The following is a 12,960-nucleotide window of genomic DNA, read 5'->3' as shown; positions in this document are numbered from 1 at the left end:
TTTTTAAAATGTAAATAATTCTAAAAATATTACGATGTAACATAATCATAACATAAAACGCATTTAAGTAACATCATTTTTTAGAAAAATTGATTCTAGTATATTTTTTGCATATAATTTTCTTATTACAGAAAAAAGGAAGTGTATTATATGGTTGATATCTTTAGCAGATTCCTTGAGGTAACGAATAATATTTTATGGTCATATATTCTTATTGCAATGCTAATCGGCTTCGGTCTTTATTTCTCTTTCAAATTAAAATTTGTCCAAATTACTCATTTCAGTGAGATGGTCAGTTTAATTAGTAAAGGATTTAATCGAAAAGAAAAAAAGAAAGATAGCATCTCTCCATTCCAAGCATTTTGCTTAAGTGCAGCCGCTCGCATTGGTATCGGGAACTTAGCTGGTGTAGCATTAGCAATTTCAATGGGAGGACCTGGTGCAATATTTTGGATGTGGTTTATCGCGATTCTCGGAGCAGCTACTAGTTTTGTAGAATGTACGCTCGCGCAAATTTATAAAGTAAAAGATGGACGCAGGTTCCGTGGTGGCCCAGCATATTACATGGAAAAAGGGTTAAACAAACGCTGGATGGGTGTCTGGTTTTCACTTCTTATTACAGTTGCGTACGGATTAATTTTCAATTCAGTACAAGCAAATACAGTAACAATAGCGTTTGAAAATGCTTTCGGATTAGAGCGAACGATCGTAGGAGCTATACTAGCTTTACTAGTTGCAGTTATTATTTTCGGCGGTATTAAGAGCATTTCACGCATTACAGAAATGATTGTTCCCCCAATGGCAATTGTTTATATTGGTGTGGCTATTTTTGTCGTGATTAACAACTTCAATATGTTACCAAGCATTTTCATGGAAATCTTTAACGGTGCATTCGGTTTAGACCAAGCCATCGCTGGTGGTATTGGAGCAGCTATCAAGTTCGGAATCCAACGCGGTTTATTCGCGACAGAAGCAGGTATGGGGAGCTCTCCTAATGCAGCAGCAACATCTGATGTATCTCATCCTGTAAAACAAGGACTTGTTCAAGCATTAGGTGTTTTCGTAGATACATTCTTAGTATGTACATCAACAGCGTTTATCGTATTATGTTCTGGACTTTACAAAGGATCAAATTTAGAAGGTATTGAATTAACACAGCAAGCATTAAGTTCACAAATTGGACCGTGGGCAAGCACTTTCTTAGCGATTATTATTTTCCTCTTCGCTTTCAGCTCCTTACTAGGAAACTACTATTATGGTGAAACAAATATCGCATTCATTAAAGAAAGCAAAACATGGTTAATGATTTATCGCGTTGCAGTTGTCGGAATGGTGTTCTTCGGATCAATCGCTGCCCTTCAAACTGTTTGGAGTTTAGCTGATTTATTCATGGGACTAATGGTATTCACAAACTTAATTGCCATCTCATTCCTTAGCAAATTTGCCTATGCAGCATTAGTAGACTACATTAAGCAAAAGAAACAAGGTAAAGATCCTGTCTTCCTTGCAAGTTCTATCCCTGGCTTAAAGAATACAGAGTGTTGGGATGGGCAGGATGTAGAAGAAAAACAAAAGGCTGTTTAACAAACAAAGGCCCTATTACTTCACCGTAATAGGGCCTTTTATTTACAACAGTTCATAATTTGTTCAAATTAATTCCAGCAAAAGGGTTGATTTATACAAATTACTAGATTATAATAATTATAAATTAGTAATTGATATAACATAACAACTCAAAAGGAGATTGATCATAATGAACAAACAAGTAATCGAAGTATTAAACAAACAAGTAGCAGACTGGAGCGTTTTATTTACAAAATTACACAACTTCCATTGGTACGTAAAAGGACCTCAATTCTTCACATTACACGAGAAATTCGAAGAACTTTACACAGAATCAGCTACTCACATCGATGAAATTGCAGAACGCATTTTAGCAATTGGCGGCAAACCAGTAGCAACAATGAAAGAATACTTAGAACTATCTTCTATTCAAGAAGCAGCTTACGGAGAAACTGCAGAAGGGATGGTCGAGGCAATCATGAAAGACTACGAAATGATGCTAGTCGAACTGAAAAAAGGCATGGAAATCGCTCAAGACTCTGACGATGAAATGACATCTGACCTACTACTAGGCATCTACACAGAACTAGAAAAACACGCTTGGATGCTACGTGCGTTCTTGAATCAATAATAGATTTTAAAGCGGAGGTAGCTTGCTCAGAATGTGAGGGGGATGGAGCTTTTGACGTAGAGGCGCTCTTTACCTCGCAGGAAAAAGCGAAGCCACCGAACATTCTAGCTACCGGAGCTGGATATTATGTAAAAGCGGAAGCGACTCGTTCAGAGTCGCTTTTTTTATGTAATGGTTGCATTTAACGGTACACGAAATTATATCAACGATTTTTTCATTATATCGATCATTACAAGCAATATATCAACGATTCGACAAAGGATATCAATTTATCGACAAATCACGACAATATTAACACACCCCTCGCCCTACTTTTATCAATATATTACAATCTCATCTATGTTAAAATATAGGAAACACCTTTTAGTAAAATAGATCCAAAAAGCTTTTCCAAATTCATCATTTACTACTTAAATGGCGGGAGTGGTTCAGTTGAAAGACTACTTAATTAGAGCATTTTTTGCGTTAATAACAGTTGGAATCGTCTTACTTATAGCTAATATTTTCAATATACGTGTCGAGGTGAAAGACTATGCTTTCCTCGTTGTCGTAGCAATTGGTGGCGGCTGGGGTGGCTGGTACCTGTATAAAAAACAAAGTAATCAAAATGATAAAGGCATTCCAAAGTAATATGGAATGCCTTCTTTTATTTCCGTCTATAATAAATAACAAAATTCAAACCACTGATACAACCAATCGCAATAAACATAGAAAACGATTGTCCATCTCCACCTAGACTATATTCATCAATGATAAATCCAGACATAAACAATGTTATCGCTGAAACACCAACACACAATATCGAAATAAACCAAAGCGAAAACTCATTAATCAGCTCTTTCTTCTGTCTTAAAACAATTAGCATAACAAGAATAGACGCTGCTAAAATACTTTTAAAAACAGGACGTAAATACACAAACTCCTCCATCTATTCCTCCTTTCCGAAAAACTATATATTCTAACATTAATATATTTAACTAAATTAAAAACACATGTCTTTTTACGATAAAAAAGACATGTGTTTCTATAAATCGCTATAAAAACGTACTATGATAATTGCTTCCACTTCGTCCCCAAGACAGGACGCTCGTAATTTTGGATTTCATGAATTAGTTTATCTGCCGTCTCAGCGGAAACAATTAACTCTTTATTCGATGGATTCATAAAGCCTTCTTCTGCTGCCCGTTCAACCATTTGCAAAATTGGTCCGTAAAAGTCTTTTATGTTCAATAAACCAACCGGCTTATTATGTATACCAATTTGTGACCAACATACTACTTCAAAGAGCTCTTCAAACGTTCCATATCCGCCTGGTAATGCAATGAAAGCATCCGCAAGCTCTGCCATTTTCGCCTTGCGCTCATGCATCGTTTCTACCTCAATTAATTCTGTTAATCCTGTATGTACGATTTCTCCTCGAAATAGACCACGCGGCATAACACCTGTTACACGTCCGCCTAAACGAAGAACTTCGTTTGCTACTTCTCCCATTAATCCAACGCATGAACCACCGTATACGAGCTCATAGTCGTTCTCAACAAACATTTTTCCTAACTGGATTGCCTGCTCTTTAAACTCTGGTCTCTCCCCTAAATTGGAACCTGCAAACACACAAATCTTTCTCATTCCTACACCCCGAAACTATATATTGTTATGATACAATTGACATTGTACAACATATTGAGGAGATGAGGAAGAAATGGATATCGTTGCATTTCAAAGATGGGTTGAGGAATTTTACGAAAAACGAAGCTGGTCACAGTATAATGCCTTTATTCGCTTAAATTTCTTAACTGAAGAAGTTGGAGAAGTTTCACGAGTTGTTCGCGCTATTGAAATCGGCCGCGATCGTCCCGATGAAGATGCGAAAACAGAAGAAGAGCTAAAACAAGAACTAAAAGAAGAACTTGGTGATGTACTATCTAACCTTATTATTCTTTCGCAAAAATATGATTTGGATTTACAAGACATTATGGACGCACACGTCACAAAGCTTTCGAAAAGGTTCGAAGCACTCAAATGAGAATATTATCAATTATGGTATAATATTCTTGTCACAATAATAAGGGGGATTTTATGTTATCTAAAAAATTGCACGACGCATTAAATGAACAAATGAACTTTGAATTTTACTCTGCCCACGCTTATATGGCAATGGCTGCTTACTGTACAGCTGAGAGCTATGATGGATTCGCTAACTTTTTCCTTGTACAAGCTGAAGAAGAGCGTTTCCACGCAATGAAGCTTTACAACTATATTAACGACCGCGGTGAGCGCGCTATTATTACTGGATTCGATAATCCAAATAACGAATATGAATCTGTATTGAACGCTTTTGAAGTCGCACTTGAGCACGAGCGTGAAGTAACGAAACGTATTTATCACTTATCTGATATTGCTTGGGATGAGCGTGAGCATGCAACAATTACATTCTTAAAATGGTTCGTTGATGAGCAAGTAGAAGAAGAAGCTTCATTCGATAGCATCATTCAAAAATTAAAACGTATTACAAGCGATTCAAACGCACTATTTATGCTAGATGCTGAATTAGAGAAACGTACATTTACGCCTCCAACTGAGTAGTATTTTAATCACCTTAATGCATGTATTAAGGTGATTTTTTTATTTGCTTTCTATCTTAAAATCACCTTAAATTTCCTAGCATTTGACATAGAACTAGTTAATAAATGGTATTATTTTCAATATAAAGTGAAACTTTGATCCGTGGGGGGTTCGTTCATCCACCACGGATTATTAGTTGAACTAATCGGGTCTTTACAGGCAGTTGATCTCCCACCTAACCTCTTTGCCCCCGCCAAATTTTGAGGTGGGAGTCTTACTGCTCGTTAATGCGGGATAAAACAATATGTGAGGAGAGAAAAAATGAATCAACGTGTAGAAGCTGTTGATGCAATTCGTGGTTTCGCTTTATTTGGCATTTTACTTGTTAATATAACATTAATTCAATTCGGGTTATTCGCTAATGAAAAACCCACTTATATTTTCGGAAAACTCGATGAAAGTGCTAATTGGTTTATTCAATTTTTCGGCACACAAAATTTCATTTCCCTATTCTCTTTTTTATTTGGGCTTAGCATTATTTTGTTACAAAAAAGTATTATCGCAAAAGGAAAAAAGTTTTTCCCCACATATATAAGACGTATTAGCATTCTTTTACTACTAGGTTTCATTCACGGTACCTTTATTTGGTCCGGAGATATTTTATTTGCATACGGACTTATCGGGATTTTCTTAATGATGTTTATAAATAGAAAACCAAAAACATTATTGATTTGGGCAACTATTCTACTCGCACTCATTACACTTATGTCTTATCAAACTGATCCAAATACAAATATTAATGATTTTGCTCCTTATATTGAAAAAGAGCATAAAGTTCATGAAACTGGAAGCTATATGGATCATGTCAACTTTAGGTTAACTGAAAGTCCTTTCGATTATATTGGGATTAACGGTTTCTTCGGACTAGTTTTCATATCAATTTTCGCAATAATTTTTATGTCCCCACTTTTCTTACTCGGAATGTATGTAGGAAAAAAGGGCTGGCTATTTGAGATTGATAAACACATACCTTCTATCAAAAAGATTTGGCTTATCACTGGTATTTTCTCTTTTACAATTAAAATCTTAGCCGTGTTCGTAAAGCATCCAATTTTAATTATGTTACACGATGGCCTTACATCAGTAACCATGACATTCTTTTACGGAAGCACCATTATTTTATTATTCCATTACAAAAAAGCATCGCGCTTACTAACATATATGGCGAATATGGGGAAAATGTCGGTTAGTAATTACTTAGCTCAATCCATTATCACAACAACAATTTTTTACGCATACGGCTTTGGCTTATTCGGTAAAATCGGATATTTCTTCGGTATTCTTTTGACCATTGGAATTTATACAATTCAATTATTCGTTAGCACCTATTGGCTACAGAAATACCGAATGGGCCCTATAGAATATGCGTGGAGAATGGGAACTTATTTAGAGAGACCACGATTTAAAAAAGACTTGGATAAAGCAAGTTAAACAAAAAAAGCAATGAGCCTACGCTCATTGCTTTTCTTAATTTATTAAAGCATAACCCCAACAATAATCGCTGATAATATACTTACTAACGTTGCACCGTATACAAGTTTTAGTCCGAATGATGATACAACATTTGCTTGTTTGCCATCGATACTCTTTGTTGCACCTGCGATAATTCCGATAGATGAGAAGTTCGCAAATGATACAAGGAAGATAGATAAAATACCTACTGTACGAGTTGATAAATCACCAGCTACTTTTCCAAGGTCAAGCATTGCAACGAATTCGTTCGTTACTAATTTTGTTGCCATAATTTGTCCCGCTGCTAGCATCTCTGATGTTGGAATACCCATTACGAATGCTAATGGTGAGAAGATATATCCTAAAATGCTTTGGAATGTGATTCCGAAAATTGAATCGAATACACCGTTAATTGCTGTAATTAATGCTACGAAACCGATTAACATCGCCGCTACTGTTACAGCGATAGAGAAACCAAGCATAATATATTCGCCTAACATTTCAAAGAATGTTTGTTTCTTATCTTCTTGTAATTCTAAAATATCGTCTTCTTCTTTCACTTCATATGGATTGATAATATGAACGATAATGAATCCACTAAATAAGTTTAATACAAGTGCTGTTACTACATATTTTGGATCAATCATTTTCATATAAGAACCGACGATTGACATTGATACTGTTGACATTGAAGATGCACAAAGTGTGTATAAACGATTTTTCGGTAATTTGCTTAATTGATCTTTTACTGTAATAAATACTTCACCTTGACCAACAATTGCAGCTGCTACTGCATTATATGATTCTAGTTTTCCTAAACCGTTAATTTTACTTAGTACGAAACCGACTGCACGAATGATAATCGGTAAAACTTTAATATGTTGCAAGATCCCAATTAATACCGCTAAGAAAATAATCGGTAATAATACTGTTAAGAAGAATGGTGCTTGTCCATCGTTCGCTAAACCACCAAATACGAAATTAACCCCAGCTTCCGCAAATTTTAAAATAGCGCCAAATCCATCTGCAATCCCTTTTACTAATACAAATCCGACCTTTGTATTTAATAAGAAATACGCAAGTACCAATTGAATGACAAGCATAAGTGCAATTGGCTTATATTTAATTTTCTTACGATCTGAACTTATAAGGAAACCTAGTACAAACACTACAAGTAAACCAACTAGAAACATTACTATTTTCATATGTGAATCCTCCACTTCTCCCACGAGTTATTGGTCGTATAACGTATAACGAATGACGTCTGACCATTGATGTTAAAAAAATTTAAAACCCCTAAATACTATTCAACTGTTATCTAAAATCAGTAAGCGTTTACATAAATTGCAATTTATAAAAGGTAGCCTCTTCTCTCCTACCGTATTAAAAGTCTGAAATTGATACCACCTACAAATCAAATTGTAAGCGTTATCTAGAAGAAATGCAATATAAATTTTAAAAGATTTTCATATGTTAATATATTCCTAATTAATTGGTTTTTTTATGTAATTTAACCATAAAAAACGGCCCTAGCTATGAGCTAGAACCATCCTTTTTTATCCCGCATTAACTGGCAGTAAGATCCCACCTCAAAATGCAGCGAAAGCAAAGAAGTTAGGTGAGGGATCAACTGCCCGTAAATGCCCGATTGGTTCAACTAATAATCACTGGGGGATGAAGCCCCCCGCTGATTAAAGTTTCACTTTATAGCATAACACCAACGATAATCGCTGATAATATACTTACTAATGTCGCACCATACACAAGACGTAAACCGAATGATGATACAACATTTGATTGGTTTTCATCGATACCTTTCGTTGCACCTGCGATAATTCCAATTGATGAGAAGTTCGCAAATGATACAAGGAATACAGAAAGAATACCTACTGTACGAGCTGATAAATCACCAGCTACTTTGCCAAGATCAAGCATCGCAACAAACTCGTTTGATACTAATTTTGTTGCCATAATTTGTCCCGCTGTTACCATCTCTGCTTGCGGGATACCCATTACGAATGCTAATGGTGAGAAAATATATCCTAAAATAGCTTGGAATGTAATACCGAACACTGAATCAAACAAGCTATTGATTGCTGTAATTAATGCTACGAAACCAAGTAACATTGCTGCTACCGTAATTGCAATCGTGAAACCAAGCATAATATATTCGCTTAACATTTCAAAGAATGATTGCTTTTTCTTATTTTCTAACTTCAGTGTATCTTCTTCTTCCGTAATATCGTACGGGTTAATAATATGAATAATAATGAAACCACTAAATAAATTTAATACAAGTGCTGTTACTACATATTTTGGCTCGATCATTTTCATATAAGAACCAACGATTGACATTGATACTGTCGACATTGAAGATGCACATAATGTATATAAACGATGTTTTGGGATTTTACTTAATTGATCTTTTACTGTAATAAATACTTCCGCTTGTCCAACAATTGCAGCTGCTACTGCATTATATGATTCTAATTTCCCTAAACCATTTACTTTACTTAACAAAGTACCAATAGCACGAATAAATATCGGTAAAATCTTAAAGTGTTGTAAAATTCCGATTAATACTGCGAAGAATACGATTGGTAATAATGCAGTTAAGAAGAATGAAACTTCTCCTTTATTAACAAGGCCACCAAATACGAAAACGATTCCAGCTTCCGCATACCCAAGAAGTGCGCCAAATCCATCTGAAATTCCTTTTACTAAAATATAACCCACTTGCGTATTTAATAAGAAATACGATAATGCTAACTGAATTACAAGCATGAGTGCGATTGGTTTATACTTAATCTTCTTTCGATCGGCACTTATAAGAAAACCGAGTACGAATACAACGAGTAATCCTACAAGAAACATAACAAACTTCATTAATAAAATCCTCCATTTAACTCTTCATTAACGTTGAACGTCTGACCATTCAAAACAAGAAATAATCCGAACTTTCCATTTCTCCACCAAAACACTTAACTGGATATGAAAAATCATAAAACCTCTTGTCTCAAAGGCATTTTCCATTCTATCATAAATCCCAACTCATATCCGCACTTTTCTAAAAAAAATTACATTTTATTATAAAAACCTCATTAATGTTCGTCTTTTGCCCCTTTCTCCTGTTTTATAACTACACAAAAAACGAGCATCAAATTTCACTGATGCTCGTTCTATCTTTTATCCCGCTATTTGCCGGGCAGTAAAACTCCCACTGATTAAAGTTTCACTTTATTATACAGCTTTTTCTTTATCTGCTACTTCCGGCTTATCCCAACACTCTGTATTGTTCAACCCTGGAATAGACTCCGCATAAAAGACTGGATCTTTTCCTTGTTTCTTTTGCTTTACGTAATCTGATAACGCTGCGAAAGCGTACTTAGAAAGGAATACAATTGCCACTAAGTTAATAACAGCCATAATCCCCATAAATAAATCTGCTAAGTCCCAAACGATTTGAATTGTTGCTACAGATCCTAACATAACCATACCAAGTACAGCAATGCGGTATGCCGTTAATAACACTTTACTTCCATTTAAGAACTCAATATTTGTTTCACCATAGTAGTAGTTACCTACTAATGAGCTGAATGCAAATAAGAAGATTGCAACCGCTACAAATACAGATGCCCACGGTCCGATATGTTGGCTTAACGCTTGTTGCGTCAATTGAATTCCATTTAAATCAGCTGCACCAGGTACATCAGATAATAAAATGATGAACGCTGTACAACTACAAATTAATAATGTATCTGTAAATACCCCTAAAGTTTGAATGAAACCTTGTTTAACTGGGTGCGTTACGTTCGCAGTCGCTGCTGCGTTCGGTGCACTACCCATACCAGCTTCATTTGAGAATAATCCACGTTTTACTCCTAGTAAAATCGCAGCTCCTAATCCCCCACCAACTACTTCTTTAATTCCGAATGCATGTAAGAAGATTTCTTTAAATACATACGGAATTGCCGTAATGTTTGTTACAACAACGAATAATGCAACTGCTACATATATAATTGCCATTACCGGAACAATCATTTCAACCGCACGCGCAATTCGCTTAACCCCACCGAAAATAATGATTGCAAGTAAACCAGCCATAAACAGACCTACAAGTCTACTATCCATTTTAAATGCGCCATCAAAAGCTGCCGCTACTGTATTTGACTGTACTGCATTAAAAATCAATCCGAAACTCACTGTTATTAGAACAGAGAAAACAACACCTAACCAGCGTTTCTTTAAACCCTTTTCCATATAATACGCTGGGCCCCCACGGAATGCGTTCCCATCTTTTACTTTATAAATTTGCGCTAATGTGCTCTCTACAAACGCAGAAGCACCCCCAATTACCGCAATTAACCACATCCAAAATACAGCACCTGGACCACCTGCTGAGATTGCAATAGCTACACCAGCTAAGTTACCAGTACCTACACGAGAAGCTGTACTCATACAAAATGCTTGGAATGATGATACACCGCTTTTTTCTTTTTGCGCTTTTCTTGTCTTTGAACTCGCCCCGTCCCCAAGTAGGCGAATCATTTCTCCAAAGTAGCGAATTTGGACGAATTTCACACGAAATGAAAAATAGAGTCCTAATCCAATTAACATCGCGATAATGATATATGACCAAAGGACATTATTTACATCCCCAATTACTTTAGCTAAAAAATCCATAATCGAATTGCCCCCTCTTCCTAACAATAAGAAAATTATATTCTAAAAACTTTTAGTAATCAAGAACTTTATGTTAGGTTTTATGACATGATTAAGTTAGATTTCTTAACATACATATGTTTTTCACTTAAAACTATAACCAATACGTGCATTTATCCACTACTCAATCACTCATCCTATTCGACCAATCATACTTTTAAGACAGTACGTTGCCTACAAATAACGAGAGAAATGAACAAACAAAAATTATATTAATAATTACCTTTCACCCTTCTCATCATTTACTACAACAAAAAAGGCGAGCATCAAATTCCTCTCGATGCTCGCCTTTTCTTATACTGCTTTTTCTTTATCCGTTACCGCTGGCTTATCCCAACACTCTGTATTCGTTAAACCAGGAATAGAATCTGCACTGAAGACTGGATCTTTTCCTTGTTTCTTTTGCTTTACATAGTCTGCCAACGCAGCATACGCAAATCGTCCAAGAAGTGTAATCGCAATTAAGTTTGTAATTACCATTAGACCCATAAATAAATCCGCCATATTCCATACGACTTTAAGCGTCGCAACAGAACCGAATAATACCATTGCAACTACCGCAATACGGTAAATTGTTAACCAAGCTTTACTTTGTTTAATGAATTCAATATTCGTTTCACCATAATAGTAGTTTCCTAGAAGTGAACTAAATGCAAATAAGAAAATAATAATCGCTAAGAAGCTACTTGCCCATGGGCCGATTTGTGAACTTAATGCGTTTTGTGTTAATTCAATACCTTCTAAATTTGTTGCTTTATATGCACCAGAACATAATACGATAAACGCTGTTGATGTACATACTAAAAATGTATCTACTAAAACCCCGATTGTTTGAATAAAACCTTGTTTCGCTGGATGCGTTACATCAGCTGTTGCTGCCGCGTTCGGCGCACTACCCATACCTGCTTCATTCGCAAATAACCCGCGCTGAATACCAAATTTCATTGCAGCACCGATACCGCCACCTACAGCTGAATCTAAACCGAATGCACCTTTAAAGATTTCTGTAAATACATCTGGTATTAAATAGAAGTTTTTAATAACAACGAAAATAGCTACTGCAATATAAATAAGTGCCATTGGCGGAACAATCATTTCTGACATACGCGCAATACTTTTCACACCACCAAAAATAATAACTGCAACTAATGCCGCTAATACAATCCCAACAATATAACGCTCTAAACCGAATGCATTTTCAAATGCTAACGTAACTGTATTCGCTTGTACTGAGTTGAAAATTAAACCGTAACTAATTGTGATTAGAATAGAGAACCAAATTCCCATCCAACGTTTATTTAAACCTTTTTCCATATAATAAGCAGGACCACCACGGAAGCCACTGCCATCTTTTATTTTATAAATTTGCGCAAGTGTACTTTCCACGAAACTTGAAGACGCCCCGATAATTGCAATAACCCACATCCAAAATACAGCTCCTGGTCCTCCCATAGAAATAGCTAGCGCTACACCAGCTAAGTTTCCGATACCGATACGAGCTGCTGAACTCATACAGAACGCTTGGAAAGAAGATACGCTACCCTTTTTACGTGTCTTACCAGTTAGTCCATCACTCATTAATCGAACCATTTCTCCTAAATGAGTAATTTGTACGAATTTTAATTTAATAGAAAAATAAAGCCCTAAACCAATTAGCATTGCAATAAGAACATATGACCAAAGAATCGTATTCGTTGATGAAACGAATTGATCTAAAATATTCATACAATTAACCCCTCCTTTTCTCCATAAATCGAATTATATTCAAAAAATATTCAAAAATCAACATTTTTCGACATCTTATAACTTCCAAATATTAGGTTTCTCTACGTAAATACATCCTTCTTTTATGACTCCACTTTCAGTAGCTGTGCATACTAAAACAAAAAATAATTTCATAAACAACACCATTGACAAAAATATATAACTGTAACTATAATAGTTACATCAGGTTGTAACTAACCTAATTA

The 12,960-nt window shown here is 35.6% G+C and carries 12 protein-coding genes; 6 read left to right on the top strand and 6 right to left on the bottom strand.

The annotated features are described in order from the left end of the window. Positions 1 to 150: 150 nt before the first annotated feature. The 3 genes from A6J74_RS19150 (at position 151) to A6J74_RS19135 (ending at position 2,824) form a co-directional block, all read left to right on the top strand. On the top strand, positions 151 to 1,584 hold the full coding sequence (locus A6J74_RS19150; protein ID WP_000227598.1) for an alanine/glycine:cation symporter family protein: 1,434 nt from the start codon (positions 151 to 153) through the stop codon (positions 1,582 to 1,584). A 169-nt stretch (positions 1,585 to 1,753) separates the two neighbouring features. After that, positions 1,754 to 2,194, top strand: coding sequence for a Dps family protein (locus tag A6J74_RS19145; protein WP_001041895.1), 441 nt, complete (start codon positions 1,754 to 1,756; stop codon positions 2,192 to 2,194). A 432-nt stretch (positions 2,195 to 2,626) separates the two neighbouring features. Next, positions 2,627 to 2,824 (top strand): hypothetical protein, encoded by a 198-nt coding sequence (locus tag A6J74_RS19135; protein WP_000656329.1) that lies wholly within the window; start codon positions 2,627 to 2,629, stop codon positions 2,822 to 2,824. Between the two features lie 16 nt (positions 2,825 to 2,840). Here the strand turns inward: A6J74_RS19135 and A6J74_RS19130 are convergent, their stop codons facing one another. Beyond that, positions 2,841 to 3,122, bottom strand: a complete 282-nt coding sequence (locus A6J74_RS19130; RefSeq protein ID WP_000390904.1) for a hypothetical protein — start codon at positions 3,120 to 3,122, stop codon at positions 2,841 to 2,843. A gap of 119 nt (positions 3,123 to 3,241) precedes the next feature. Further along, complete coding sequence (locus A6J74_RS19125) at positions 3,242 to 3,820, bottom strand: LOG family protein (protein WP_001225748.1); 579 nt, start codon at positions 3,818 to 3,820, stop codon at positions 3,242 to 3,244. Between the two features lie 73 nt (positions 3,821 to 3,893). Between A6J74_RS19125 and A6J74_RS19120 the strand changes: the two genes are divergently transcribed. The 3 genes from A6J74_RS19120 to A6J74_RS19110 all read left to right on the top strand — a co-directional run bounded on the left by A6J74_RS19120 (position 3,894) and on the right by A6J74_RS19110 (position 6,247). Further along, entirely contained in the window at positions 3,894 to 4,217 is a 324-nt protein-coding gene (locus tag A6J74_RS19120; protein ID WP_000355745.1) for a MazG nucleotide pyrophosphohydrolase domain-containing protein, read from the top strand. Positions 4,218 to 4,270: 53 nt separating this feature from the next. Next, on the top strand, positions 4,271 to 4,777 hold the full coding sequence (locus tag A6J74_RS19115; RefSeq protein ID WP_000949401.1) for a ferritin: 507 nt from the start codon (positions 4,271 to 4,273) through the stop codon (positions 4,775 to 4,777). 300 nt (positions 4,778 to 5,077) lie between these two features. Further along, positions 5,078 to 6,247, top strand: coding sequence for a DUF418 domain-containing protein (locus A6J74_RS19110; RefSeq protein ID WP_001076342.1), 1,170 nt, complete (start codon positions 5,078 to 5,080; stop codon positions 6,245 to 6,247). A 44-nt stretch (positions 6,248 to 6,291) separates the two neighbouring features. Here the strand turns inward: A6J74_RS19110 and A6J74_RS19105 are convergent, their stop codons facing one another. From A6J74_RS19105 to A6J74_RS19090, 4 genes are all read right to left on the bottom strand, one after another. Beyond that, on the bottom strand, positions 6,292 to 7,473 hold the full coding sequence (locus A6J74_RS19105) for a NupC/NupG family nucleoside CNT transporter (RefSeq protein WP_000706852.1): 1,182 nt from the start codon (positions 7,471 to 7,473) through the stop codon (positions 6,292 to 6,294). Positions 7,474 to 7,972: 499 nt separating this feature from the next. Then, the gene (locus A6J74_RS19100; protein WP_000673857.1) at positions 7,973 to 9,154 is read right to left on the bottom strand and encodes a NupC/NupG family nucleoside CNT transporter; all 1,182 of its coding nucleotides are present in this window, start codon (positions 9,152 to 9,154) and stop codon (positions 7,973 to 7,975) included. A gap of 354 nt (positions 9,155 to 9,508) precedes the next feature. Beyond that, on the bottom strand, positions 9,509 to 10,951 hold the full coding sequence (locus tag A6J74_RS19095; RefSeq protein WP_000346394.1) for an alanine/glycine:cation symporter family protein: 1,443 nt from the start codon (positions 10,949 to 10,951) through the stop codon (positions 9,509 to 9,511). Between the two features lie 333 nt (positions 10,952 to 11,284). Continuing rightward, positions 11,285 to 12,715, bottom strand: coding sequence for an alanine/glycine:cation symporter family protein (locus A6J74_RS19090; RefSeq protein ID WP_001022880.1), 1,431 nt, complete (start codon positions 12,713 to 12,715; stop codon positions 11,285 to 11,287). Between the last annotated feature and the right edge of the window lie 245 nt (positions 12,716 to 12,960).

Origin of the sequence: Bacillus sp. FDAARGOS_235 (genome assembly GCF_002073415.2) — a bacterium.
In the GTDB taxonomy this organism is placed as follows: Bacteria; Bacillota; Bacilli; order Bacillales; family Bacillaceae_G; genus Bacillus_A; species Bacillus_A toyonensis.
The sequence above is the reverse complement of the archived record's forward strand: the minus strand, read 5'-3'. Positions and strand labels throughout refer to the sequence as shown.